Raw genomic sequence first — 24,921 nt, 5'->3', positions numbered from 1 at the left:
AAACGCGCGTAGAATGCTGGCAACGCGGGTGTAGCTCAATGGTAGAGCAGAAGCTTCCCAAGCTTACGACGAGGGTTCGATTCCCTTCACCCGCTCCAATGAGAAACGGCCACAGAAGTACATTTGCCGCTCCACAAAAAATAGATTGCTCCACAAAATGCAGTTTAGGTTGTTTCTGCGGAGCGCCTTTGCTTGCAATCTTCGTTCTAGATGACTACTCCAATCCATCGCAGTGACGCCTATCTTGTAGGGCTCGTCAATGAGCTGCGCAAGCTTCCTGTTGAGACAGGGTGGGTTGAATTCAAGGTCAACAATAAGGATCAGCAGGAGATCGGCGAGTACATTTCTTCATTGTCAAATGCAGCCACATTGGCAGGCAAGGGGCATGGGTATCTTGTTTGGGGGATTGAGAACGAGACCCATGAGGTCATTGGAACTGAGTTTGATCCCAGCACGGCAAAAAGGGGCAATGAGGACTTGGAAAGTTGGTTGCTCCGTTTGCTTAGTCCGCGGTTGCACTTTAGCTTCTTCAGTTTGGTTGTTGAGGAAAAGCCGATTGTAATCTTGGAAATTCCTGCAGCGAGTGCAAAGCCCACGTCGTTTTCAGGTGTTGAATACACAAGAGTGGGCAGCTACAAGAAGCCGCTTAAGGATTTCCCCGAGCATGAACGGAGTCTATGGCGCGCATTCGACAAGACGCCTTTTGAAGAGCTTAGCGCTTTAGGAAATCTTGGTAGTGAAGAGGTACTCGCGCTGCTCGACTACCCGGCCTACTTCTCGCTTTTAGGCTTGCCGCTTCCATCAACTCCCACTGGGCTTACCGCCGCACTTGAGTCGGATCTGATGATTCGTGCAGATGGATCAGGCCGATGGGAGATCACAAATCTTGGCGCCATTTTGTTCGCACGCGATCTGCATTCCTTCAAGAGGTTAGCTCGGAAGGGCTTACGACTGATCGTTTGGGAAGGACCTGGTCGATTCAAGACAGTTCGAGAGCAGGTAGGTCAGAAGGGTTATGCTGCTGGATTCGAAGGACTGATTGAGTTTCTCACTGCACTACTTCCTCGCAATGAGGTGATCGGCAAGGCGCTTCGAAGAGAAGTGCCAATGTATCCAAATCTGGCAGTCCGAGAGCTGATTGCGAATGCACTGATACATCAGGACTTTTCAATTTCTGGTGCGGGCCCGATGGTCGAAGTTTTCAGCGATCGCATGGAAATTACAAATCCCGGTGGTCCTTTCGTTGTAGTCGAACGATTGCTTGACAGTCCACCGCGTTCGCGGAACGAAGCGCTTGCTTCGTTCATGCGCCGTGCTGGCATTTGTGAAGAGCGCGGTAGCGGTGTAGACAAAGTCGTCTCAGAAACAGAGGCATACCAACTACCAGCGCCTGTGTGGGAACTCCCTGATCACTCTATGCGGGTGGTCCTCTTTGCTCATAAGGAATTCCGTGATATGGATAAGGCATCGAAAGTACATGCATGCTACTTGCATGCATGTCTTCGCTGGGTGATGAGGAATCCGATGACGAATACATCTTTACGTGAGCGGTTCGGCATTGATGCAAAGAACAGCGCAATTGCTTCACGTATCCTTGGCGATGCGAAGGAAGCCAACATGATCAAGCCGTATGGGGACATGCGGGGTAAACACGGAAGCTACGTGCCGTTCTGGGCATGACACAACATCTTATTTGATGGTTATTTGATCGGATCACTACGTACCATCCTTCCTTCGTAGGTACGTACTAATTTACCGTTGTAAATCAAAGGCTTACCCACAACCAGGTCTAGACCGCTTCTTGATGGTTAATTGACGATGCCGTCAACACTTCGTTTACTTGGTTGGAGTTACGATCTTGCCGCGGCGCAAGTAGTGCCGCTGGGTAGTTCGAACGCTTTCATGACCCAATAAGTCACGGGCAGCTTCTTCGCCCCGGCCGTCAGCAGTATCGTCTGCCGCCTTCGCACGAAGGTCATAGAAACGAAATTCCTTAATCTCCTTGGCCAACCCTGGAGCCTTCGTCGCCGCAGCCGTCTTGGCTTTGTCAAATTGTGATCGCAGCGTCGGCGCGGTAAGCCGCTTCCATGTTCATTAACCAGAAGCGCGGCAGTCACAACATTGTGGCCGGCCTTCCGGGCCTCAATGCGCTCGAGTAGAGTGGCCAGTTCGCCGACCAGTCTGATGCGTAGAGGCTGCTTGGTTTTTTCCTGGGTAATGATAAGATGGCCATCGACCATGTCATGCACCGTCATTTTCAGCGCATCCGCTGGCCGCTGGCCGGTTAGGTACGCCAGATCCATCGCGTCCTGGGTAATCCCCCCACAAAAAGAGCGCGATCAGAAGTAGAATTCTCTACTTAAGACACAGAAAGCTCTGCATGAAGGCCTCCCCCTTTACCGGCAGCCAGATCATCGCCATTCTAAAGCAAGCCGAAGCCGGCAGCCCTGTACCAGAGCTGCCGCGAGCATGGCATCAGCAACGCTACGTTCTACAAGTGGCGCTCCAAGTTCGGTAGCATGGATGCCTCGCTGATGGCACGCATGAAGGAGTTAGAAGAGGAAAACCGTCGCCTCAAGAAGACGTATGTCGAGGAGCGCCTCAAGGCCGAGATAGTCGCGGAGGCACTCACAAAAAAATGGTAGCGCCATCTCAGCGGCGGGAGATGGCGCAATGGGCCGTGTTGGAGCGGTCAGCCACGGTCAAGCTGGCGTGCCGGGCATTTGGCATTAGCCAGACCTGCTACCGATACAAAGCGAAGCTGGATGCGGAAAACAACCTCATTGCCGACTGGCTGGTACGGCTGACGAACAACCAGCGCAACTGGGGCTTCGGCCTGTGCTTTCTGTACCTGCGCAACGTGAGAGGCTTCAAATGGAACCACAAGCGCGTCTACACAATCTACCGCGAACTCGAGCTGAACCTGCAGATCAAACCGCGTCATCGTCTGGTGCGGGAGAACCCGCTGCCGTTGACAGTGCCGAGTTCGATCAATCAGAGCTGGTCGATGGACTTCATGCATGACCAGCTTGCCGATGGGCGCAGCATCCGTTTGTTCAATGTAATCGATGACTTCAACCGCGAGGGCTTGGGGATCGAGGTCGATTTCTCGCTGCCGTCCGAGCGGCTAATCCGGTCACTCGACAGAATCATCGAATGGCGCGGCAAGCCGGAATCCATTCGATGCGACAACGGTCCTGAATACATCAGCGCAGTGACCTTGGCGTGGGCCGCAAAACGCGGCATCCGTATCGATTTCATCCAGCCCGGCCAGCCTCAACAGAATGCCTACGTTGAGCGCTACAACAGGACGGTTCGTTACGACTGGCTCGCCCATCACTTGTTCGAGACGCTCGACGAAATCCAGGAATTTGCCACCAGCTGGTTGTGGACCTACAATCACGACCGGCCCAACATGGCGCTCGGTGGTATTACGCTAAAACAGAAACTGGCGCTCGCCGCTTAACCTCTACTTTTAGCATGCTCTAAAAATGGGGGATCACCCAGACAATGCTCGAAGAGGAACCAGTGATCAAAGAGCAGGGGAAGTCGTAAGACTGGCGCATTGAGCATAAATGACCCAAGGCGTAACTTCTGGCGTAGCTTCCTGAGTTAGTGCTACGTCCCCATAGCTACACCCCCCCATGCATCATTAGTATTTACGGTGGATCCGAATATGCGGCCGCAGGATGTGACATGCGCCGTGTGTAAAACAGAACGGGATATCTTTAGCGCGACTTTTTACGGCGACGGGAGATGCCAGCTGCGCCGAGAGCGCCCACAGCTAACAGAGCGAGGCTGGCGGGTTCCGGCACGTTATTAGGTCCGAGGTACGTAGGCACGATGGGAGCTACGCCGTATTCGTAGCCTCCCGATGCATCTAAATCATGTGCTGTATTCACATCTACGAGACCTTTAACAACGGTACCGGCAAGCGTTCCTGAGACTGTATAGAACACAAATTGATATCGGTCGCCAACAAGATCGTAATATTTTTGCTTATGAGTGAATTGTCCGGTGTAGACGAATTCGCCATTATTTGTCCGTGAGAAATTGATGCTGGCAGTTGAATAACCACCGTCGTCGAAGTTTTCAAAGACGCTGAAATTTGTCGGCCCATTATTTCGGAAATACGTACTCTCGTCCGTGATTCCTCCGATAACGTAGCCAGGCGCAATCATAGGGTAAAAGCTTGCATAGGCTTGCGTAGGCAAGCCTGGGGCCAAGAACGAGAAGTTGTAGTCCGCTATGGCTTGATTATCATCTCGTTGGATAAAAGAGCCATGAATTGTGCCTGAATTGAAGTTGTATTTAACATAACCCGCCGATGCATTAACCGAGAAAAAAGCGGTCGCTGCAATAGCAATAATTTTCTTGATCATTTTATTTCCTAGTGAGGGTAGCGAATCGCTGGTCTATGTAGCAATAATCGTGCCCAATGAAAATGGTTGTATTAGATCAATGGCTTACCAAAAGTCGAGCGAGACGTTTATCGAGAAGTGTAAGGTTTGTCGACGGCGCTTACCGTAGCACGCTGAGAGGTCATGATTATTGAAGAATAGCAACATGTTTCTCAGCCGATGACCGTTGAACTGATACGCCGGATTTGCGGAACGAATGAGGAATTGCGGAAAAGCTTGATTGGGTAGATGAGCAGCTGAAACCCGCATGAATACTAATGGTGCCGGAGCCGGAATCGAACCGGCACGCCTCCCGGCGCGGGGTTTTGAGTCCCTTGCCGCAGAGTATGGTTCGTTCGATTACTCCTGATTTGGCGTGTATCCAACGTTGGTGAGGCCGTCATCGTTCACATCTGCGTTGGGTACTTGGGCAGGTTGGCCCGTGATGACGGCCCCGATACGCTCAATCGCCTGTTGTGTACCGTACCGTCGTGAGAGCTGGAATTCATCAGTTGCGATGTTGTACAACTGGACCTAAAACACTGTTTTCTCGTTGCCAGTTTGTGCGATTACAGGCATTTTCTACCTCATGGAATTGTCGGAAGGAAGGGTGATCTTAATACAAAATATGCTCCACAAAACGAAATAGTCCCGCATGGATAGTGGTTCTAAAGCGATAGAAAACACCTGTTTTGTGGAGCTAAAACCAGCGGGTGACCCGCATGGTTAAGCCATTCTTCTACTAGCTTCCCAAGCTTACGACGAGGGTTCGATTCCCTTCACCCGCTCCAATCATGACCTGACGCGAACGCCTGGGTTCAAGACTTTCCCGAATCGACAGGCACATCGCCGCTACGTATCGGCTTCACCAGCTCCCACTCATTATCGGACAATGGACGCGCGTCAGGGTCATCCAGCGCTGCGGCTGTAATTTCTGCATCTTCTTCCGGTGTTGGAACCATCGTTCCAGGTCTGAGATTCGGCGTGGCATTGACTTCCTGGACATTTGCTGCCTTCAAACTGGATGCGGCATGTGCTTGTCGGATCACGGCGATGATGTAGTGTAGACGATGCCTGACCCAGCATCCCACCGTGTAGCGCTGCGCCACGTTCAGTCGCGCCCATGTAGCCTTGCGTTTCACCCGTCCAAGCAAGGAGCGCTCTGCGTGCCACCGACCTCCCCATCACGCCGTCATCTGCTGACGTCCATGATTGCCGCCTCGGGCGGCCTGGCCCTGTCACCGCTGCTCGCTGCTGCACCGCACGCGCCCTTGCTCACGCGTCCGATTCCTTCAAGCGGTGAACAACTCCCCGTCATCGGCCTTGGCAGCTGGATCACGTTCAACGTCGGCCGCGACCCGCAGGGCCGCCGCGAATCGGTCGACGTGATGCGCCAGTTCTTCGCCGGTGGCGGCAGGCTGGTTGATTCGTCGCCCATGTACGGCTCGGCCCAGGACGTGATCGGCGAGGCCGTGCAAGCGATCAAACCTGCGCGGCTGTTTGCGGCCGACAAGGTCTGGGTCAGCGGCGGCGCGCGTGGCGTGGCGCAGGTCGAGGCGTCGCGCAAGCTGTGGCGCGTGCCGCGTTTCGATCTGCTGCAGGTGCATAACCTGCTGTCGTGGGAAGAGCACCTGCCGCTGCTGCTGGCGATGAAGCGGGAAGGGCGGCTGCGCTACGTCGGCATCACTACGTCCGAAGGCCGGAGGCATGCCGAAATCGAAAAAATCATGGCGTCGCAGCCGATCGACTTCGTGCAGATCTCGTACAACGCACTCGATCGCGACGTCGAGCAGCGCATCTTGCCGCTGGCGCGCGAGCGCAAGCTCGGCGTGATCGTCAACCGGCCATTCCGCCAGGGCGACCTGACGCAGGCGCTGGCCGGCAAGCCCTTGCCGGGGTGGGCGGCCGATATCGGCTGCACGACGTGGGCGCAGGCGCTGCTCAAGTTCATCGTGTCGCATCCGGCTGTCACGTGCGCGATTCCGGCCACGTCCAGCGTCGCGCACGTGCGCGAAAATCTGCTGGCCGGCACTGGCCGCATGCCGGACGAGGCGCTGCGCAAGCGCATCGCGCTGGATGTCGAAAGGCTGGCATGAGCGAGTGGTGGACGTATTCGCTGTCCGACTTTTTGATGTTTTCAAGCCGCAGCTACTACCGGCTCATCGAGAGCTACAACGCAGCGATCTGGCCTGCACATTTTCTGGCGCTGGTGGCGGGCATCATCGTGCTCGGCGCCATCGCTCGGCCACGCCAGCACCTGCAACGATCAGCGGCGCTGGTGCTGGCAGCCGCCTGGGGCTGGGTCGCATGGGCGTATCACCTGGAGCGCTATGCCGAGATCAACACGGCAGCGCCGTATTTTGCTGCGGCGTTTGCCCTGCAGGCGCTGCTACTGGGCTGGCTCGCGTACAGGCCAGGAAACGCGGTGCCAGCGCCGCAACCTGTAGCACTCGGTTTGACTGGCCTGGCCATCTTCGCCTACCCCGTGCTGACGCTGGCGCGCGATGGCGGCTCATGGCGTCAGGCAGAAGTCTTCGGGATCGCACCCGATCCCACGGCCGTTGCCACCCTGGGCATGCTGCTCGCATGGCGTGCGCCCGCGATCTTCTGGCTGATCCCGGTAAGCTGGTGCCTGGTCAGCGGCGCGACGCTGATGGAGTTGAAGATCGGCCACGCGTGGCTGCTGCCAGCGCTCGCATTGACAGCCATACTTGCCCGAGTCGTGGGCAGCAAAAAACCGCGGGACCTTAACTCGACAGCAAATCCCCGATCCTGAACGAGTCCGTCCCGGCCACTTTGCACACGTGCATCCCGCGCAGCAGATGCCGGTGCGCCGTGCACGCAAACAGCAACCCGGGCCGGCTCGCCGCCACCGGCGTGACCTGCCCGCTGACCGGATTGACGATGTCCGCGATCGGCTCGCCCGCCTCGACCCGGTCTCCCAGCGTCTTGCGCAGCACCAGCACACCGGCATGCGGCGCGGTCAGCGGTTCGACGGCGTCGAGCGGTGTCGGCGCGCAGGCGTAGGCGGGCATGTCGCCAACCGGGATATCCAGCACGCCCTGGTGCGCCAGGTAGCGCAGCAGCGCGTCGGCATCCTTGCGCGCGTAGTCGTAATTGACGTCGTTCTCGCCCCGCAGTTCGACCGTGACGGCCACGCAGGCCGGAGGAATCGCGGCATCCGGATAGTGGCGCGCGAGGTCCCACCACAGGCGCCCGCAGGCTTCGTCGAACGGTTCGCCGCCCGACTCCGTTGCCACCAGCAGCACGCGCGCTTCCATCAGCGCGGCCAGCGGCAGCACTGCCTCGACCAGCGGCGTGCCGGCGTACATGTGCAGCACCGCCTCGGTGTCGCAGTGCAGGTCGAGCATGATGTCGGCGTCGATCGCCATCGTGAGCAGCGTTTTCTTGAGCACGGAGGTCGCGTTGCCAGGCTCCCAGCTTGCCACCGAGCGCCGTGCATGCTCGCGGATCAGCGCGACGTTTGCGGCGGCGTCCTGACCCAGCTGGCCGGCCACTGCCTCCATCACATCCTGCTCCACGTGGCGGTAGGCGCGATTGAAGTTGGTGCCGGTCGCCAGGTCGTAGCGGCCAAACGGCGCGCCATGAATCACCTGCGCCAGCCCGATCGGATTGGCCACCGGCACCAGGATCACCTCGCCCTTGATGCGGCCTTCGGCATCGAGGCGCTCGAGTTCCTGGCGCAGCACGTGCGCGACCAGCATGGCCGGCACTTCGTCCGCGTGCAGCGAGGCCTGGATATAGACCTTCTTGCCGCTGCCTGGCGCGCCGTAATGGAACGAGGTCAGGTTGACGGCGGCGATATGCTCGTCGATGGCGATCGGGTGTTTCGTGGAATGCATGGACAGACTCCGGCAAGCTGGATGAAGACGCGATTATGGCCGATCCGGGCGGCGCGGCGCGTCGGCTATAATGACAGCCGCATTTTCCTCTTCACTTTCTTCGTCCCCACATCCCATGTCTCTTGATAAGCCCAACAATGGCCCGGCGCGGTCCATGCTGTACGATCCCACCGAACACCGCATCCGCAGTTTTGTCACGCGCGCGGGCCGGCTGTCGACCGCGCAGGCGCGGGCCTTCGATGAACTGGGCCCCAAGTTCCTGATCGGGTACAAGAAAGAACCGCTCGACGTGGCGCAGGCCTTCGGCCGCACCGCGCCCGTGATCCTGGAAATCGGCTTCGGCATGGGCGACACCACCGCCCATATCGCCAAGCTGATGCCCGAGAAAGACTTCATCGGCGTCGAAGTGCACACGCCGGGCGTCGGCAGCCTGCTCAAGCAGATCGGCGAGCAGGACATCGCCAACCTGCGCCTGATCCAGCACGATGTGTTCGAGGTGCTGAACCACATGATCGTGGACGGCTCGCTCGAGGGCGTGCACGTGTTCTTCCCCGACCCGTGGCACAAGGCGCGCCACAACAAGCGCCGCCTGATCCAGCCGGCGTTCGTCAAGCTGCTGTGCCAGAAGCTGGCCCCTGGCGGTTACCTGCACCTGGCAACCGACTGGGAAGACTATGCAGTGCAGATGCTCGAGGTATTGAGCGCCGAGCCCGAACTGACCAATACCGCCGACGGCTACGCGCCGCAACCGGCTTACCGTCCGCTGACCAAGTTCGAGAACCGTGGCATCAAGCTCGGTCACGGTGTGTGGGATCTGGTTTTCACGCGCAAATAAAGAAGTCGTCGTTCACACCATTCCCTGCGTCGTTCGTCGCCCGGCGCTGGGCATGAACGCCGATGCTTCCTAGACTGTCTCCATTGTTTTACATTCAAGAACACGGAGGACATCATGTGGAAGCGCATCGTCAAATGGCAGAAAGAGCTGGACCAGGAGCGTATCGGCGTACTCCGTGATCCTTGCCTGGTAAAGGACGCGCCTGCCGGTTATCGTCGCCTCGTTGCAAAAACGCTGGCGGACTTTTCGGTGATCGAGCGACAGGAACTGTATCGTTTTTTGCTTAACTATCACGGCCGTGATCTGTGGCTGGCGCTGGCCAAGTTGAGCGCCACATGTTGTGTGGTCGGGGTTCTGGTCAAGCTGGCCCTGTTTCCCGAGAAATCCTGGCTGCAGATACTCGTCGCCGCCAACGGGATCGGCCTGGCGATGGCGATGTCGATCGTTGCAGTCTGGTTCAACTACAGCAAGACTGCCCGCTTCAAGTATCGTGTCCTGTTGAAGGTCGCCGTTGTCGGGATGTTCATTGGCTTCGTCAGTGCGCTTGGCACCACGTTGTTGCGGGGAGATTCGTGGCAAGCGTTCTTCGATATCCTGCCCAAGATTATGCTGGGGGCGCCCGTTGCCATGATCGTGCTGATCGCGGCGCCGACCATTGCCGTGGCCGTATTGCGCAGCCGTCACTATGACATTCTCACCGTCCGGCTGGCGCAGGAGGCAGAGCAGGCGCGCCTGGCCCGCGAACTGAGCGAAACCCAGCTGCGCCTGCTGCGCGCCCAGATCGAACCGCACTTCCTGTTCAACACCCTCGGTGCCGTGCAGCAACTGGCCGAGCAAGGCGCGCCGCGCGCCGCCGAACTCACGGTGCACCTGATCGATTTTCTGCGCGCCAGCATGAGCGACATGCGCTGCGAGCAGGTGAGTCTCGCCACCGAATTCGGCCTGGTCGAATCGTACCTGGCCGTGATGCAGATCCGGATGGGTGAGCGCCTGCGGTTCCGGATCGACCTCCCCACCGGCCTGGCCGCCACCCGGATCCCGAGCATGCTGGTATTGACCCTGGCCGAGAACGCGATCAAGCACGGCATCGAGCCGTCCCTGCGCGGCGGCGACATCACCGTCACCGCGCAGGAAGACGCCGGCCGGATTCGCATCGCGGTGCATGACAGCGGCGTGGGCATGAGCGACACGCCTGGCAACGGCACGGGCCTGGAGAATGTGCGCAGCCGCCTGCGCCTGGCCTATGGCGAGAGCGCCAGCCTGGCGCTGAGCGAAGCCGAACCGGGCCTGCTGGCCGAACTCTTCACCCCCCGCAAGGACGCGCAATGACCGTCACGATTCTGGTCGCCGAAGACGAACCGCTGATGCGCGAGCGCCTGCTCGGCATGCTGGCGCTGGCCTGGCCCGACGCGCAGGTAGTCGCGGCGGTCGACAATGGCCTCGATGCCTGGGAGGCCTATCTGGAGCATGCGCCGCGCGTGGTGTTTCTCGATATCCGCATGCCCGGCCTGTCGGGCCTGGAAGTGGCAGAGCGCATCGGCCGCCAGGCGCACGTGGTGTTCGTCACCGCCTACGACCAGTACGCCGTCGATGCGTTCGACGCTGGCGCGGTCGATTATCTGCTCAAGCCCATCCAGCCGGGGCGCCTGGACAAAGCGCTGGCGCGGCTGCGCGAAAAACTCGACAGTCAGCCGATGGATGTGAGCGCAGTCGTCCGGCAAGTAAAAGCGGCGTCACTTGCGCCAGCGCGCGAACAACTGAAGTGGCTGAAAGCCAGCGTGGGCAAGCAGATCCGCCTGATCGATGTTGAGGAGGTGCTGTTCTTCCAGGCCGATACGAAGTACACGCGCGTGGTGCTGGAAGGGTCGGAGGCGCTGGTGCGCATCCCGTTGAAGGATTTATTGGGCGGACTCGATGCCGACCGCTTCTGGCAGATCCATCGCGGCACGGTCGTAAAGGTGACGGCAATCCGCGCCGCCGAGCGCATCGACGCCGAGCGCATGCAGGTGCTGCTGCGCGGCAGCAGCGAAGTGCTGCCCGTCAGCCGCAGCTTCACGCACCTGTTTCGCGAATAGCGTTACAGCATCTCGTTGATGATGGCGACGATCGCGTCGCCATACGACACGAGCTTTTTCTCGCCCACGCCAGTCACGCCGCGCAGCTGGTCGATCGAGGTCGGCTTGACCTTGGCGATCTCGCGCAGCGTCGCATCCTGGAACACGACATACGCCGGCACGCCATGCTCGCGCGCGGTGCCCATGCGCCATGAGCGCAGGCGCTCGAAGATGCCTTGCTCGGAGCGCGACAGCTCCACTTCCTCGAACGTCGAGCGCGATGTGGAAGGGCGCTTGGCCTTGACTGGTTTCTGGTACTGGCGCAGTTGTACCGTCTGCTCGCCCTTGAGCACCGGGCGCGCGGCGTCGGTCAGCTTGAGTGAGCTGAAGGCATCGTGGTCGACCGTGACGAGGCCCAGCGCAATGGCCTGGCGCAGAATGGCGCGCCACTCCTGTTCACTGCGGTCGGCGCCAACGCCATACACGGTGAGCTTGTCGTGGTGCCACTGGGTGATGCGCTCGGTGGTCGCGCCGCGCAGCACGTCGATCACGTGGCCACCGGCAAAGCGCTGGTCGACCCGGTAGATGGTGGAAAGGAGCTTTTGCACCGGCACCGACCCATCGAAACTCACCGGCGGGATCAGGCAGGTGTCGCAGTTGCCGCACGGGCCGGAGCGTTCGCCGAAGTAGTCGAGCAGGCGCATGCGCCGGCACGACAGGGTTTCGCACAGGCCCAGCATGGCGTCGAGCTTCATCGACAGCACGCGCTTGAACGTTTCGTCGGCCTCGGATTCGTCGATCATCCGGCGCTGCAGCACCACATCTTGCAGGCCATAGGCCATCCAGGCACTGGCGGGGCCGCCGTCACGGCCGGCGCGGCCGGTTTCCTGGTAATAGCCCTCGATGCTCTTGGGCAGATCGAGGTGGCACACGAAGCGCACGTCGGGCTTGTCGATGCCCATGCCGAAGGCGATGGTGGCGACCATGACGATGTTTTCTTCGCGCAGGAAGCGCGCCTGGTTCTTGGCGCGCACCGCGTATTCCATGCCGGCGTGGTAGGCCATCGCGCGGATGCCGTTTTCGTTGAGGAAGTCGGCGGTTTCTTCGACCTTCTTGCGCGACAGGCAGTAGACGATGCCCGAGTCGCCCGAGTGCTCGCCGGCGATGAAGTCGAGCAGTTGCTTGCGGCCGTTGGCTTTCTCGACGATCGAGTAGCGGATGTTGGGGCGGTCGAACGACGAGACGAACTGGCGCGCTTCGCCCAGTTGCAGGCGCAGCGCGATCTCGGCGCGCGTTTGCTGGTCGGCCGTGGCCGTGAGGGCGATGCGCGGCACGTTCGGGAAACGCTCGTGCAGGATCGACAGGCGGATGTACTCGGGGCGGAAGTCGTGGCCCCACTGCGAGACGCAGTGCGCTTCGTCGATCGCGAACAGCGAGATCTTGGAGGCATCGAACAGCTCGAGGCAGCGCTGCGTCATCAGGCGCTCGGGCGCCACGTAGACCAAGTCGATTTCGCCGGTGCGCACGAGGCGCTCGATGCGCATCGCTTCTTCGAACGTCTGGGTCGAATTGAGGAACGCGGCGCGCACGCCGACTTCTTCGAGCGCGTCGACCTGGTCTTGCATCAGCGCGATCAGCGGCGAGATGACCACGCCGACGCCGTCGCGCAGCAGCGCGGGAATCTGATAGCACAGCGACTTGCCGCCGCCGGTGGGCATCAGCACCAGCGCATCGCCGCCACTGGCCACGTGCTCGACGATTTCGCCCTGCTGGCCGCGGAAGGCGGGGTAGCCGAAGACGGTCTCGAGCACGTGAAGCGCACGTGCGCTGAGGTCGGCGCCAGGTTCGGCGCCGGTGTCTGAATTCATACGATCAATGTCGGACAGAGTGTTCACGCTGTGTGTTGGACCGGCTGATGCTGCAAGTTTAGTCCGCCCAGGTAAGCAGGTCGAATTGGGCGGTCACGAGGATCAGGATACCGAATACGATACGGTACCAGGCGAAGATCGTGAAGTCGTGCGTACTGATGTAGCGCAGGAGCCAGCGCACGCACAGGAATGCGGAAATAAACGCTGAGAAAAAGCCCAGGCTAAACAGCGGCACATCGGCCATCGACAGCAGGTCGCGCTCCTTGGCGATCGAGTAGACCGTGGCGCCCAGCATCGTCGGCATGGCCAGGAAGAACGAGAATTCGGTGGCCGCCTTGCGCGACAGCCCGAACAGCATGCCACCGATGATCGTCGAGCCCGAACGGCTGGTGCCGGGGATGAGTGCAAAAGCTTGCGCGAAGCCGACCTTGAGCGCATCGAGCATGCTCATGTCGTCGACCGTTTCGACCCGCGCTGGCTTGGGGTTCTGGCGGTTGCGGTGTTCGACCCACAGGATCACGATACCGCCGAGCACCAGGGCAACGGCCACGGGAATCGGGTGGAACAGCACTTCGGTAATGGCCGCGCTAAACAGCACGCCGGCAATGGCGGCGGGGAAGAATGCGATCACGACATTGCGCGCAAAGCGCTGCTGGACGGGATCGGCGCCCAGCCCGGCGAACACCTTCGCGATGCGATCACGATATTCCCAGACCACGGCCAGCATGGCGCCGGCCTGGATGACAATCTTGAAAACGGTTGCCTTGGTGCCCGTGAAATCGAGCAAGCTGCCCATCAGGATCAGGTGGCCGGTCGACGAAATCGGAAGGAATTCAGTGAAACCCTCGACCAGGCCCATGATGATTGCCTTAATGGCGAGAACGATATCCATGGTGTTTTTGTGCTGTGGAAGTGAACTGTGGGAGGTACATGCGAGGGGGCACAGCTTACCATGAGCGGGGCGGCTGCCGTTGGGCTAACTGAACCGTACGAGCTGCCGCGGACGGCATCGGGGCCGTTTTAATCTCGCTGTAAAGATGTGTCATGCGTAAAAACGCGTGCTACACTCAAGCCCATGAGTCTTTTTCTTGTCCTCATTCTTGCTGCGCTGGCCTGGGTAGCATTTCATGATTGGCAGTTGCCCAACGCCTTGCGTTACCGGCCTTTCCAGGGCCGGGCGTGGCGCAGTTCTTTCCCTTCCGCATCCCGCAAGGACATCCGCGATTTCCTCGCCGTGTTCGGTTCTGCCTGCGCCTTTGGCGCTTGCGACCGCTTGCATCTGCGCCCTGACGATCCGTTGCTCAATGTCGTGCGCGCTGCCAAACCAACGCGCTGGATGCCCGACGCCACCGACATCGAACCACTGGCGCGCGCACTGCGCGAACGCTATGGCGTCTTGCTGGGCGACATCTGGCACGACGGCCTGACACTCGGCGGACTGTTCCAGCGCGTGCAACAGGCGCGCGGCAAGCCAGCGGTCTAAGCCACCGTATTCACACGGGCTCGGGCGCCGTCAGCCGTTCCAGCTCACCCAACCAGACCATCGCCTGCGTCCGCGTATCGCCACACATCTCGTGCGACGGTTGCAGGCCGCCGCAGAAGGCCGGTCGCTCGGGTTGCCCGAAAATGCGGCAGCGCTCGTCCTCTCCCAATTGCACGCAACGCACGCCTGCCGGCTTGCCATTGGGCATGCCAGGGATCGGGCTGGTGATCGACGGGGCGGTGCAGCAGGCGCCGCATTGCGGCCGGCACTGGAAGGGGGCGGGAGTGGACAGCATGGTGGTTAGAAAGTAGCGGACCGCAAGTATACATCGGACTGCGCTGCAGGTATGACATGATGCATTGTCTCCTTCTCGTACAATTCCAGCAGGAATAGTTTCGATTGCACAACGGTCGCTTGACGGCAGCAACATGGCGGGTCTATATTGGTTGTTCCTTAGATAATTTTCTGGGTGGGTGACATGGACTGCCAAACAGACAGTAAGCCACGCTGGGAACGTCGCAAGGAAGCGCGTCCGCAAGAACTGCTCGCGGCTGCCATCGAGCTGTTCGTCGAGCGCGGCTTTGCCTCCACCCGCCTGGAAGACGTGGCCAAGCGCGCCGGGGTGTCCAAGGGCACCTTGTATTTGTATTACACCAACAAGGAAGACCTGTTCAAGGCCGTCGTGCGCCAGAGTATCGTGCCGATGCTGGGGCAGGCAGAAATCTCGGTGGCTGAATTCGAAGGCCACAGCGCCGACCTGTTGCGCAGTGTGATCCTGTCGTGGTGGCATCGGGTAGGCGCGACCAAGGCATCCGGCATCAGCAAGCTGATCTTTGCGGAAGCCGATAATTTCCCTGAGCTGGCGCGCTTTTACCAGACCGAAGTCATGAGCCGCGGCATGCGCATGATCTCCAGCATGCTAGAGCGCGGCGTGCAGCGCGGCGAGTTTCGCGCGATCGATATTCCCCAGACCACCCAGGTTTTGATCGCGCCGATGCTGATGCTGTCCACCTGGAAACACACCATCGCCCCGTGCGAGCGCTGCGACCTGCATCCCGAAGCCTTCCTCGACGCCTTCCTCGACATCACCCTCAATGGCCTCGTGCCGGCTGGCCAACCGGCCCGCTGAACGCCCGTTCACGCCAGGGACGGTTTTCTGGCGTTCATCCCCTCCAAACTGCAGACTGTCGCAATTTTCCTCTGGGGAAGGCGTGCGTCGATAAGATGTGCCTCGAGATACCTATTCAGGTAGGTTCCAGCACCGTTCACGGATTAGAATATCGGATTGTTTATTTTTCCACCGAGAACTGAAATGAATATCGAACAAGCCCGCTTCAATATGATCGAACAGCAGATCCGTCCTTGGAATGTGCTGGACCAGGACATCCTCGACCTGCTGCACGTGGTCAAGCGTGAACAATTCGTGCCACAGGCCTACCAGAACCTGGCATTTGCCGACACCGAAATCCCGCTGCCGGGTGGTGAAGCCATGCTTAACCCGAAGGTCGAAGCGCGCATGGCGCAAGAAGCCGCCGTCAAGCAGGGCGACAACGTGCTCCAGATCGGCACCGGTTCGGGCTACCTGGCGGCGCTGCTGGCGAGCAAGGCGCGTCATGTGACGAGCGTTGAAATCCTGCCGGAAACTGCCGCCCAGGCCAAGCAGAACCTGGACGCTGCCGGCATCACCAATGTGTCGGTTGAAGTGGGCAACGGCGCCCAGGGCTGGGCCACCGGCACCGACTACGACGTGATCGTCGTCTCGGGCGCGCTGCCGCTGCTGCCGGAGTCGCTGATCAAGCAACTGAAAATTGGTGGCCGCATGATCGCGATTGTCGGCACTGCGCCGGCCATGACGTGCCAGCGGATCACCCGCACCTCGGCCACCGCGCATGACGCGGTCACCGTGTTCGAAACCGTCGCCAAACCGCTGACGGGCGCAACGAAGCCGTCCGGCTTCACGTTCTGAGGGAATCGTAATGCAACAGATTACTGCTCCCGAACTGGCTGCCTTGCTGGCCGATCCGGCGCGCGAGCAGCCGCTGCTGCTCGACGTGCGCGAGAACTGGGAATTCGAGACGTGCCGGATCGCCGGCTCGACCCAGATTCCGATGAACCTGATTCCGGTGCGCGTGACCGAGATCGACGACGACCGCGAGGTCGTCTGCATCTGCCATCACGGGGCGCGCAGCATGCAGGTTGCTGCCTTCCTCGAGCGCAATGGTTTTGACAATGTAACCAACTTGACGGGCGGGATACACGCCTGGGCTTTGCAAGTCGATCCGTCGATGCCGACGTATTGACCTGATTCCAAAAACTTGATGACCCCTGTGGAGATAGCAATGCAGAAACCCCTTATCGCCGTGCTGCTTGCGAGCGCGTGCTTCTCGCTCAACGCCGGTGCTGCCGACCTGATCCAGGTGTATCAGCAGGCACTGGCCAATGACGCGACGTATGCGAGTGCGCGTGCTTCGCTGTCGGCGAGCCGCGAGCGCATCATTCAGGGGCGTGCAGGGCTACTCCCGACCGTTGGCATCAGCGGTGCGCTCAGCAAGAACGACAGTGACTTCGATCCATGGAATGTCGGTCAGCTCGGCACCTTGCCGAACGGCCAGCCGGGCATCGTCGGCAGCAGCGGCTCGAACCTGCGCACCAACGAATACACGCTGGCGCTGCAGCAGCCGCTGTATCGCTGGGATCGCTGGGAAACGTACCAGCAGAGCAAGCTGCAGCAAGCCATCGGCGAAGCCCAGTTTGCCCAGGCGCAGCAAGACCTGATCACGCGCGTGGCGCAGGCCTACTTCGACGTGCTGGCGGCGCAGGACAAGCTGGAATCGACCCGTGCCCAGAAGGATGCAACCACCGAGCAGCTGGCATCGGCCAAGCGCAATTTTGAAGTCGGCACCCAGACCATCACCGATACGCACGAGGCGCAAGCCGCGTATGACCTGGTGCTGGCGCAGGAATTTGCTGCCGTTAATGACCTGGACAACAAGCGCAATGCGCTGCAGGCCATCATCGGCACCGCACCGGGCAACCTGGCGGCTCTGAAGCCCGGCACGACGCTGGCCGTGCCGCAGCCGGCCACGGTCGACCCGTGGGTGTCGTCGGCCGAGAACCAGAACTATGGCGTAACGGTCAGCCAGCTCCAGGTGGAAATCGCCACGCGCGACATCTCGCGCAACCGCGCCGGGCACATGCCGACGCTCGATCTCGTGGCCAGCTCGACGCGCCGCGACATCAACGGCCGCACCGGCAGCTCGGGCGATACCAAGAACAATGCGATCGGCCTGCAGTGGAGCGTGCCGATCTTCAGCGGCTACGCGGTCACCAGCCGCGTGCGTGAATCGATCGCACTGGAAGACCGCGCCCGCAACGAGCTGGAAGCAACGCGCCGCAATGCAGCGCTGCAGGCGCGTCAGTCGTTCCTCGGCGTGAGCAGTGGCCTGGCGCAGGTCAAGGCACTGGAAGCGGCGGAAGTGTCGAGCCAGTCGGCGCTCGAATCGAACAAGCTCGGCTACCAGGTGGGCGTGCGGATCAATATCGACGTGCTCAATGCGCAGCGCCAGCTGTACCAGACCCGCACCGACCTGTCGCGTGCGCGCTATGACGTGATCGTCAATGGCTTGCGTCTGAAAGCGGCGGCAGGTTCGCTGCGCGAGACCGACCTGACGCCGGTGAACAGTTTGCTGGTAGAGTAATCTGCTGCTGCATCACGCAAGCCCGGTCGACCAATGTCATTGGCGACCGGGCTTTTTGTTTTACAGCGCCCGCGCCTTGCGCCACTGAATCAACTCAGCAATCGTCAGGATCGGAAAATCGCGCTCTGCGGCGAACTGCTCGATCTGCTCCCCGCGCATCATCGTGCCATCGGGGTTCATCAATTCGCACAGCACGGCTGCCGGCTGCAGACCGGCCAGCCGGGCCAGGTCGACCGAACCTTCGGTGTGCCCGGCGCGGGCCAGCACGCCGCCTGGTGTGGCGCGCAGCGGGAACACGTGGCCCGGGCGCACCACGTCGTCCGGCCGGGCGTCATGCGCGATGGCGGCCCGGATCGTGGTCACGCGGTCGGCGGCCGAGACGCCGGTGGTCACGCCATGGCGCGCCTCGATCGAGACCGTGAACGGCGTACCGTAGCGGCTGCCGTTGTCCGGCGCCATCGGCGGCAGTTCAAGTGCGCGAACCTTCTCGTCAGGCAGGCACAGGCAGACGATGCCGCTGCATTCGCGGATCATCAGGGCCATGGTGTCGCTGGTGATGTGTTCGGCGGCGACGATCAGGTCGGCCTCGTTCTCGCGATCGAAATCGTCGAGCAGGATGACCGGAATGCCGGCGCGCATGGCGTCCAGCGCCGCGGCGATGCGGCCTTCCAGGTCGTGACTGAAAAGGGTATGGGTAGAAACCAGCATGTGAAACGCTCCTCGCAAAGTGGGCGAAAAACGCATCAGGGCAAAGCGCAGCCGCGCGCCCGTCTGCCCCCACGCAAGGCAGGGCAGGCCGGGCGCGTGAACGCGCACATCTTCTTTCATCCGGACTATACCGTCGGCTCTGGCATCGCACCAGATCTGCTGACCCTGCCCAGTAGTATGCCGGGCAGGCGCTCGCGGGCTCGACCGTTGCCGGTCATACCGCCGGTGGGGAATCGCACCCCGCCCCGAAGACGTAATTTTGTAGTTGCCTGCAGGATGCAGGCGCGGCGATTGTAGCAGCGCTGCGCGATCCCTGCAGGCGGCAGGCTTACTTGCTCAGGCCGCCGCCGCTGGCATTGTCGGCGCGTTCGATCAGCTCGACCTTGTAGCCGTCCGGGTCGGTAATGAAGGCGATCACCGTGGTACCGCCCTTGACCGGGCCTGGCTCGCGCGAGATGTTGCCGCCGGCTGCGCGCACCTGGTCGCAGGTCGCGTAGATGTCGGCGGTGGAGATGGCGATGTGGCCATAGGCCGTGCCCATGTCGTAGCTGTCGGTGCCCCAGTTATAGGTCAGCTCGAGTTCGGCGTGATCGGGATTGCTGCCGTAGCCGAGGAAGGCCAGGCTGTATTTGTACTCGGCGTTCTCGCTCGTGCGCAGCAGTTTCATGCCCAGCACGGTGGTGTAGAAGTCGATGGAGCGTTGCAGGTCGCCGACCCTCAACATGGTATGCAGGATGCGCATCGTGTGTGCCTTATGTGGTTCGGAAAGACCGTCATTTTATGCCTTTGACAGTTTCCTTGCCGGACAGGGCCCGATGCGCATCCGATCTTGCTATCAGCTCTCGAGCTTGGCGTCGAGCGTGATGGTGGCGTTCAGCAGCTTCGATACCGGGCAATTTTCTTTTGCCGTGGTCGCTGCCTTGTCGAAGGCTTCCTGGCTCGCGCCCGGAATCTTCGCACGCAGCTCCAGGTGGATCGCCGTGATCGAGAAGCCGCCTTCGACTTTTTCCATCGACACGGTGGCCTTGGTGCGCAGTTCGTCAGCGGTCAGGCCGGCCTGGCCGAGCTGGCCCGACAGTGCCATCGTGAAGCAGCCTGCGTGCGCCGCGCCGATCAGTTCTTCCGGGTTGGTACCTGGTGCATCTTCAAAGCGGGTGTTGAAGCCATATGGCTGGTCCTTCAGTGCGCCGCTACCGGTCGACACCTGGCCCTTGCCATCCTTGATACCACCACTCCATACGGCGCTGCCGTCGCGTTTGATTGTCATGTCTTATTTCCTTTCGTTGGTGTTGTCAGTATCGTCGTCGTCTTTTGCCTCGGGCGCCGGTTCGGCCTCGTGGTCGCGCATGTCGCGATGGCGGTCCGGCAGCGGGGTGGCCTGGCCACTCGCGCCCGGCGCCGCATCGACTGCCTGGGAAATGCCCGGCGTATTGCGGGCATCGGTGTCGACCAGACCTTGCTCGAGGTCGCTGGCGGCCTGCTTCATGATGCCGCGTGGCTCGGTGTCCTGGCCATCCGGCGTTTCATCGCGTTCGTGCGGCTGGCGTTTGACGCCATCGTTGCCCATCGGTTCGTCCGTATTCACGGCGCGGTCTTTTGCATTGGTCGCCATCGCGATCTCCTTTTGTATTTTCGTCATCCTCATCCTAACTGCCCACGCCCAAAACGGTCGCTCAATTGAACTTTGTAAATATGATGCTTTTTTGCAATTACATGGCTAAGATAGGATTCTGAATGTTTTTTCGGAAGATGTACCGTGACGCCTGACACCCTGCCGCAGCACGCCACCTCGGTCTGCAAGAACTGCTGCGCCGCCACCGATGGCAACTATTGCCATCAGTGCGGCCAGGCCACGCACCTGCACGTGCCGAGCGCGCGCGAGTTCCTGCACGAATTCATCGCGCACTACGTGGCGCTGGAAGGCGCGCTGTGGAAGTCGCTTGGCGGATTGGTCTTCAAGCCAGGCTTTCTCACCTGCGAATACATCGAAGGCCGGCGCGCGCGCTACCTGCAGCCGCTGCGCCTGTACCTGACGTTCAGCATCATCTTTTTTGCGCTGTTCAAGTTCAGCGGGATGGAAGTAATTAATCTCGGCGAAGAAATACCGCCTTCGGCGATCGCCATTTCCGGTGACAGGCAAGAAACCGCCAAGCCTGCCACTGAATTCAACCGCGCCGTCGCGCCACTCGTGACTGGGGCCGGATCCTTCAACGCTACCCTGGGCCAGAAAGTCCAGCACTTCCTCGACCTGCCGCGGCGCGATCAGGAAGTGGCGCTCAAGGGGGCGTTCTTCAGCTATACCCCGTATGCGGTATTCGCGCTGATGCCGGTGTTCGCCTTTTATCTGCGGATCCTGTACGTGCGCACGGGGCGGCGATATGGCGAGCATTTCCTGTTTGCGCTGCACACCAATGCGTTTGCCTTCCTGATGTTCAGCGTGCTGCTGACGCTGCCGCCGATGCTGGACTTTCTGGAGCTGCCACTGTCGCTGTGGCTGCTGTTGTATCTGCCGCTGGCGATGCACAGGGTGTATGGCGGCGCGCGCCTGGCTACGGGTCTGCGCTGGATCGTGCTGAGCCTGCTTCATGTACTGAGCCTGATCCTGGCGGTGATGGTTGCCATGGGCGCGGCACTGGTGGGCTGAACTTGCGGGACCGGGGCGGCGACCGGTATACTGTGCATCTGTACAGTGTTTGCCGAGCGCTGCTATGGCAGCCGCAGGAATTATCGGTTAATCTCCAGCGTGTTGTTAACCTACTACTGCCGAGATCGCTATGCCCGCTTCGCCCCAACCGCAACAGATCATCGCGCTCGTGGTGCGGCATAACACGCCAGGCGTCGAAGAGCCGGTCAGCCGCATCCGCGATTTTCTGGCCGGGGCCGACTACCGCGTCGTGTTCGAGGCCGATACCGCTGCCAATCTCGCGCTCGGGAACCTCGAATCGATGAGCGTGGCCGAGATCGGCGCCCAAGCGCAGATCGGCATCGTCCTCGGCGGCGACGGCACCATGCTTGGCATCGCGCGTCAGCTGGCCGAATACGATATCGCTCTCATCGGCATCAACCTGGGGCGCCTGGGCTTCATCACCGACATTGCGCTGGACGACATGCTGCCGCAACTGAGCAGCATCCTGCAGGGCTGCGCGCGGCGCGAAGAGCGCACGCTGCTCGAAGCGCGCGTCATGCGCGATGGCGTGCTGATCTTTTCCAGCGTGGCCGTCAACGACGTGGTCGTGGCGCGCGGCACCGGCGCCGGCATGGTCGAACTCAAACTGAGTGTCGACGGTCAATTCATGTACAACCAGCGCTCGGACGGCCTGATCGTTTCCACGCCCACCGGCTCGACGGCGTACGCGCTGTCGGCCGGCGGGCCATTGCTGCATCCGAGCCTGGGCGGCACGGTGCTGGTGCCGATCGCGCCGCATGCGCTGTCGAACCGGCCGATCGTGGTGCCCGACACGAGCGAGATCGTGGTCGAACTGGTCAGCGGGCGCGACATCAGCGTGAACTTCGACATGCAGACCTTCACGAGCCTGCAACTGGGCGACCAGATCGTGATCTCGCGCTCGCCGCACACGATCACGTTCCTGCATCCGCTCGACTGGAGCTATTACCACACGCTGCGCCAGAAACTGCACTGGAACGAGTATCCCACCAACGACGGCAGGCTCAAGTAAGCTATCCATCGCAGCCGCCCGCATTTGCTACAGAGTCGTCAAAGAATCGCCCTAACCGCCGGAGACCCGATTTTTCATGCTGCGCACACTTACCATCCGCGACTTCGTCATCGTCGACGCCATCGAACTGGAATTCTCGAACGGCTTCTCGGTGTTCACCGGCGAAACCGGCGCCGGCAAGTCGATCCTGATCGATGCGCTGCAGCTGGCGCTGGGCGGCCGCGGCGACGCCAGCATGGTGCGCGAAGGCGCTGCCAAAGCCGACATCACCGCTGACTTCGCACCGACCGAGGTGGCGCGTGTCTGGCTGGCCGAGCACGACTTCAGCGCTGACGAGGGTGGGGCGCTGCTACGCCGCGTGATCGACAACGCCGGCCGCTCCAAGGGTTATATCAACGGTGTTGCGGCCACGGCGGCGCAACTGCGCGAGCTGGGCGACCTGCTGGTCGACATCCATGGTCAGCACGCGCACCAGAGCCTGCTCAAGCCCGACGCCCAGCGCGCGCTGCTCGATAACCAGATCGGCGTGCGCGATCCGGCCGCGCGCATCGAGGCGCAGGAAGTCTCGCAAGCCTGGCGTACCTGGCGCGCGCTGGTGCGCCAGCGCGAAGAATACGAAGCCGATGCCAAGAACGTGCTGATCGAGCGCGAGCGCCTCGAGTGGCAAGTGGCCGAGCTCGACAAGCTGGCGCCGAAAACCGGCGAGTGGCTCGAGATCGGCAACGAGCACAGCCGCCTGTCGCATGCCGCGACGCTGCTCGAAGGCGCGCAGGAAGCGCTGGCCGCGATCTCCGAATCCGACCATCCGATCCTGTCGCAACTGTCCACGCTCAACGCCAAGCTGGGCAAACTGGTCGACGTCGATACGCAATTGCAGTCGGTGCTCGACTGCATGGAGCCGGCGCGCATCCAGCTGCAAGAAGCGGTGTCCGAACTGAACACGTATATCGACAAGGTCGAGCTCGACCCGGCGCGCCTGCGCGAAGTCGATGCGCGCATGGAAGCGCTGCACACGGCGGCGCGCAAGTACCGCGTCACGCCCGAAGAACTGCCGGACGAACACGCGCAGCTGGCCACCAAGCTGCGCCAGCTGGCCGACGCCACCGACATCGACGGCCTGCGCAAGCAGGAAGAAAAAGCCGAGGCTGCGTACATGGATGTGGCCGGGCGCCTGTCGGTGCGGCGCGCGGCAGCGGCCCACGAGCTGGGCACGCAGGTCACCGCAGCGATGCAGGAACTGAGCATGAGCGGCGGCAGCTTCGCCATCGGCCTGAACCGCGGCGAGCCGGGCGCGCATGGCCTGGAGCAGATCGAGTTCCTGGTGGCCGGCCACGCAGGCGTCGTGCCGCGTGCACTGGCCAAGGTCGCGTCGGGCGGCGAGCTGGCGCGCATCTCGCTGGCGATCTCCGTCATCACGTCGAATGCGACGACGGTGCCGACCCTGATCTTCGATGAAGTCGACACCGGCATCGGCGGCGGCGTGGCCGAGGTGGTGGGGCGCCTGCTCAAGCGCCTGGGCCAGCAACGCCAGGTGCTGTGCGTGACGCACTTGCCGCAGGTGGCCAGCCAGGCAAACCAGCACTTTCAGGTGGCCAAGGGCACGACCGATGCCGGCCGCACGGTCTCGCGCATCGACGTGCTCGACAAGCGCGCGCGGGTCGAAGAAGTGGCGCGCATGCTGGGCGGGATCGAGATCACCGAGACCACGCGCAAGCATGCAAGGGAGTTGCTGGCGTCGTGATCGTTTGCATGGCGCGGGGTCCGGGTGTTTTTGTGGCACAGTAAACACCCCCATCAACCACTCCGGAAGGAACTCGCATGAGCATCGAAAAAGTCCTGTATCGCGCACAAGCCACGTCGCAAGGCGGCCGTGAAGGCACGTCGAAAAGTTCGGACGGCGCCTTGGACGTGACGCTGTCCACGCCGAAGGAACTGGGCGGCGGTGGCGGCGCGGGCACCAATCCCGAGCAGCTGTTTGCAGCCGGCTATTCGGCCTGCTTCCTGGGCGCGCTGAAATTTGTCGCGGGCCAGGCCAAGGTCACGCTGCCGGCCGACCTGACCATCACGGGCGACGTCGGCATCGGCCAGATCCCGACGGGCTTCGGCATCGAAGTCGACCTGAGCATCAAGGGCCCGGGCATGGACCAGGCCCAGCTGCAGGAGCTGGTCGACAAGGCCCATATCGTGTGCCCGTACTCAAACGCCACCCGCAACAACATCGACGTGCGCCTGCACGTGAGCACCTGATTCTGATCCTGATCTTGCGCTAGCCTTGCCGGTCCGTGGCTCGAACACCACGGACCGGCAACCCAAAGCGCACTGACCCGCTGTTGGG

The 24,921-nt window shown here is 61.2% G+C and carries 26 protein-coding genes, 2 tRNA genes, 1 pseudogene and 1 riboswitch; of the genes and pseudogenes, 18 read left to right on the top strand and 11 right to left on the bottom strand.

Annotated elements, in window-relative coordinates; all coding sequences use genetic code 11:
- Positions 1–24: 24 nt before the first annotated feature.
- Both AC56LV_RS23230 and AC56LV_RS23225 read left to right on the top strand, forming a co-directional pair.
- A tRNA-Gly gene (locus AC56LV_RS23230) sits at positions 25–98 on the top strand.
- 112 nt (positions 99–210) lie between these two features.
- The gene (locus tag AC56LV_RS23225; protein ID WP_499561170.1) at positions 211–1,680 is read left to right on the top strand and encodes an ATP-binding protein; all 1,470 of its coding nucleotides are present in this window, start codon (positions 211–213) and stop codon (positions 1,678–1,680) included.
- 170 nt (positions 1,681–1,850) lie between these two features.
- Here AC56LV_RS23225 and AC56LV_RS23220 read toward each other — a convergent pair whose 3' ends face one another.
- Positions 1,851–2,303 (bottom strand): tyrosine-type recombinase/integrase, encoded by a 453-nt coding sequence (locus tag AC56LV_RS23220; RefSeq protein WP_499561168.1) that lies wholly within the window; start codon positions 2,301–2,303, stop codon positions 1,851–1,853.
- A 77-nt stretch (positions 2,304–2,380) separates the two neighbouring features.
- Between AC56LV_RS23220 and AC56LV_RS23215 the strand changes: the two are divergent.
- Positions 2,381–3,466: pseudogene (locus AC56LV_RS23215) on the top strand (IS3 family transposase).
- Positions 3,467–3,728: 262 nt separating this feature from the next.
- Here AC56LV_RS23215 and AC56LV_RS23210 read toward each other — a convergent pair.
- On the bottom strand, positions 3,729–4,382 hold the full coding sequence (locus AC56LV_RS23210) for a PEP-CTERM sorting domain-containing protein (protein ID WP_499561166.1): 654 nt from the start codon (positions 4,380–4,382) through the stop codon (positions 3,729–3,731).
- A gap of 727 nt (positions 4,383–5,109) precedes the next feature.
- Here AC56LV_RS23210 and AC56LV_RS23205 point away from each other — a divergent pair.
- A tRNA-OTHER gene (locus AC56LV_RS23205) sits at positions 5,110–5,191 on the top strand.
- 27 nt (positions 5,192–5,218) lie between these two features.
- On the opposite strand, the gene AC56LV_RS23200 is transcribed toward AC56LV_RS23205, so the two are convergent.
- Entirely contained in the window at positions 5,219–5,554 is a 336-nt protein-coding gene (locus tag AC56LV_RS23200; RefSeq protein WP_499561164.1) for a hypothetical protein, read from the bottom strand.
- Positions 5,555–5,566: 12 nt separating this feature from the next.
- Here AC56LV_RS23200 and AC56LV_RS23195 point away from each other — a divergent pair, with 12 nt between their 5' ends.
- Positions 5,567–6,496 carry an aldo/keto reductase gene (locus AC56LV_RS23195; protein WP_499561162.1) on the top strand — a complete coding sequence of 310 codons (930 nt, stop codon included), beginning with the start codon at positions 5,567–5,569 and terminating at the stop codon, positions 6,494–6,496.
- Positions 6,493–7,176, top strand: a complete 684-nt coding sequence (locus AC56LV_RS23190) for a DUF6064 family protein (protein WP_499561160.1) — start codon at positions 6,493–6,495, stop codon at positions 7,174–7,176. The genes AC56LV_RS23195 and AC56LV_RS23190 overlap by 4 nt, the downstream gene beginning before the upstream one ends.
- Here the strand turns inward: AC56LV_RS23190 and AC56LV_RS23185 are convergent.
- Positions 7,148–8,263 (bottom strand): succinylglutamate desuccinylase/aspartoacylase family protein, encoded by a 1,116-nt coding sequence (locus AC56LV_RS23185; protein WP_499561158.1) that lies wholly within the window; start codon positions 8,261–8,263, stop codon positions 7,148–7,150. The two genes, AC56LV_RS23190 and AC56LV_RS23185, sit on opposite strands and share 29 nt — an antisense overlap.
- Before the next feature lie 154 nt (positions 8,264–8,417).
- On the opposite strand from AC56LV_RS23185, the gene trmB reads away from it, so the two are divergent.
- The 3 genes from trmB to AC56LV_RS23170 all read left to right on the top strand — a co-directional run bounded on the left by trmB (position 8,418) and on the right by AC56LV_RS23170 (position 11,173).
- Positions 8,418–9,098, top strand: a complete 681-nt coding sequence (gene trmB, locus AC56LV_RS23180; RefSeq protein ID WP_499561156.1) for a tRNA (guanosine(46)-N7)-methyltransferase TrmB — start codon at positions 8,418–8,420, stop codon at positions 9,096–9,098.
- Between the two features lie 114 nt (positions 9,099–9,212).
- The gene (locus AC56LV_RS23175; RefSeq protein WP_499561154.1) at positions 9,213–10,427 is read left to right on the top strand and encodes a sensor histidine kinase; all 1,215 of its coding nucleotides are present in this window, start codon (positions 9,213–9,215) and stop codon (positions 10,425–10,427) included.
- The gene (locus AC56LV_RS23170) at positions 10,424–11,173 is read left to right on the top strand and encodes a LytR/AlgR family response regulator transcription factor (RefSeq protein WP_499561152.1); all 750 of its coding nucleotides are present in this window, start codon (positions 10,424–10,426) and stop codon (positions 11,171–11,173) included. Before AC56LV_RS23175 ends, AC56LV_RS23170 begins: the two co-directional genes overlap by 4 nt.
- A gap of 2 nt (positions 11,174–11,175) precedes the next feature.
- Here AC56LV_RS23170 and recQ read toward each other — a convergent pair whose 3' ends face one another.
- The gene (gene recQ, locus AC56LV_RS23165) at positions 11,176–13,020 is read right to left on the bottom strand and encodes a DNA helicase RecQ (RefSeq protein ID WP_499561150.1); all 1,845 of its coding nucleotides are present in this window, start codon (positions 13,018–13,020) and stop codon (positions 11,176–11,178) included.
- A 58-nt stretch (positions 13,021–13,078) separates the two neighbouring features.
- Entirely contained in the window at positions 13,079–13,912 is an 834-nt protein-coding gene (locus AC56LV_RS23160; protein ID WP_258835866.1) for an undecaprenyl-diphosphate phosphatase, read from the bottom strand.
- A 183-nt stretch (positions 13,913–14,095) separates the two neighbouring features.
- Between AC56LV_RS23160 and AC56LV_RS23155 the strand changes: the two genes are divergently transcribed.
- Complete coding sequence (locus tag AC56LV_RS23155; protein ID WP_499561148.1) at positions 14,096–14,503, top strand: hypothetical protein; 408 nt, start codon at positions 14,096–14,098, stop codon at positions 14,501–14,503.
- Positions 14,504–14,513: 10 nt separating this feature from the next.
- Here AC56LV_RS23155 and AC56LV_RS23150 read toward each other — a convergent pair whose 3' ends face one another.
- The gene (locus AC56LV_RS23150) at positions 14,514–14,798 is read right to left on the bottom strand and encodes a YkgJ family cysteine cluster protein (protein ID WP_499455824.1); all 285 of its coding nucleotides are present in this window, start codon (positions 14,796–14,798) and stop codon (positions 14,514–14,516) included.
- Positions 14,799–14,981: 183 nt separating this feature from the next.
- Between AC56LV_RS23150 and AC56LV_RS23145 the strand changes: the two genes are divergently transcribed.
- From AC56LV_RS23145 to AC56LV_RS23130, 4 genes are all read left to right on the top strand, one after another.
- Entirely contained in the window at positions 14,982–15,632 is a 651-nt protein-coding gene (locus AC56LV_RS23145; protein ID WP_499561146.1) for a TetR/AcrR family transcriptional regulator, read from the top strand.
- Between the two features lie 183 nt (positions 15,633–15,815).
- Positions 15,816–16,469: a protein-L-isoaspartate O-methyltransferase family protein gene (locus tag AC56LV_RS23140; protein WP_499561145.1), complete on the top strand. Its 654-nt coding sequence runs from the start codon at positions 15,816–15,818 to the stop codon at positions 16,467–16,469.
- A 10-nt stretch (positions 16,470–16,479) separates the two neighbouring features.
- A complete protein-coding gene (locus AC56LV_RS23135; RefSeq protein ID WP_499503944.1) occupies positions 16,480–16,803 on the top strand; it encodes a rhodanese-like domain-containing protein in 324 nt (107 codons plus the stop codon).
- A 39-nt stretch (positions 16,804–16,842) separates the two neighbouring features.
- A complete protein-coding gene (locus AC56LV_RS23130) occupies positions 16,843–18,201 on the top strand; it encodes a TolC family outer membrane protein (protein WP_499561143.1) in 1,359 nt (452 codons plus the stop codon).
- 60 nt (positions 18,202–18,261) lie between these two features.
- Here AC56LV_RS23130 and ribB read toward each other — a convergent pair whose 3' ends face one another.
- The 4 genes from ribB to AC56LV_RS23110 all read right to left on the bottom strand — a co-directional run bounded on the left by ribB (position 18,262) and on the right by AC56LV_RS23110 (position 20,521).
- Positions 18,262–18,909 (bottom strand): 3,4-dihydroxy-2-butanone-4-phosphate synthase, encoded by a 648-nt coding sequence (gene ribB / locus AC56LV_RS23125; RefSeq protein ID WP_499561141.1) that lies wholly within the window; start codon positions 18,907–18,909, stop codon positions 18,262–18,264.
- Between the two features lie 104 nt (positions 18,910–19,013).
- A riboswitch (FMN riboswitch) is annotated at positions 19,014–19,166 on the bottom strand.
- Positions 19,167–19,237: 71 nt separating this feature from the next.
- Positions 19,238–19,651, bottom strand: coding sequence for a lactoylglutathione lyase (gene gloA / locus AC56LV_RS23120; protein ID WP_258835858.1), 414 nt, complete (start codon positions 19,649–19,651; stop codon positions 19,238–19,240).
- A gap of 93 nt (positions 19,652–19,744) precedes the next feature.
- Positions 19,745–20,176, bottom strand: coding sequence for an OsmC family protein (locus AC56LV_RS23115; RefSeq protein ID WP_183556076.1), 432 nt, complete (start codon positions 20,174–20,176; stop codon positions 19,745–19,747).
- Positions 20,177–20,179: 3 nt separating this feature from the next.
- Positions 20,180–20,521 carry a hypothetical protein gene (locus tag AC56LV_RS23110; RefSeq protein WP_499561139.1) on the bottom strand — a complete coding sequence of 114 codons (342 nt, stop codon included), beginning with the start codon at positions 20,519–20,521 and terminating at the stop codon, positions 20,180–20,182.
- Between the two features lie 144 nt (positions 20,522–20,665).
- Between AC56LV_RS23110 and AC56LV_RS23105 the strand changes: the two genes are divergently transcribed.
- The 4 genes from AC56LV_RS23105 (at position 20,666) to AC56LV_RS23090 (ending at position 24,833) form a co-directional block, all read left to right on the top strand.
- Entirely contained in the window at positions 20,666–21,553 is an 888-nt protein-coding gene (locus AC56LV_RS23105) for a DUF3667 domain-containing protein (protein WP_499561137.1), read from the top strand.
- A 130-nt stretch (positions 21,554–21,683) separates the two neighbouring features.
- Complete coding sequence (locus AC56LV_RS23100) at positions 21,684–22,586, top strand: NAD kinase (protein WP_499561135.1); 903 nt, start codon at positions 21,684–21,686, stop codon at positions 22,584–22,586.
- Positions 22,587–22,662: 76 nt separating this feature from the next.
- On the top strand, positions 22,663–24,327 hold the full coding sequence (gene recN / locus AC56LV_RS23095) for a DNA repair protein RecN (protein WP_499561134.1): 1,665 nt from the start codon (positions 22,663–22,665) through the stop codon (positions 24,325–24,327).
- Positions 24,328–24,404: 77 nt separating this feature from the next.
- Positions 24,405–24,833 (top strand): organic hydroperoxide resistance protein, encoded by a 429-nt coding sequence (locus AC56LV_RS23090; protein ID WP_183556081.1) that lies wholly within the window; start codon positions 24,405–24,407, stop codon positions 24,831–24,833.
- The last annotated feature ends 88 nt before the right edge of the window (positions 24,834–24,921 follow it).

Source organism: Telluria sp. RB2R28, from assembly GCF_059685835.1.
The sequence above is the reverse complement of the archived record's forward strand: the minus strand, read 5'-3'. Positions and strand labels throughout refer to the sequence as shown.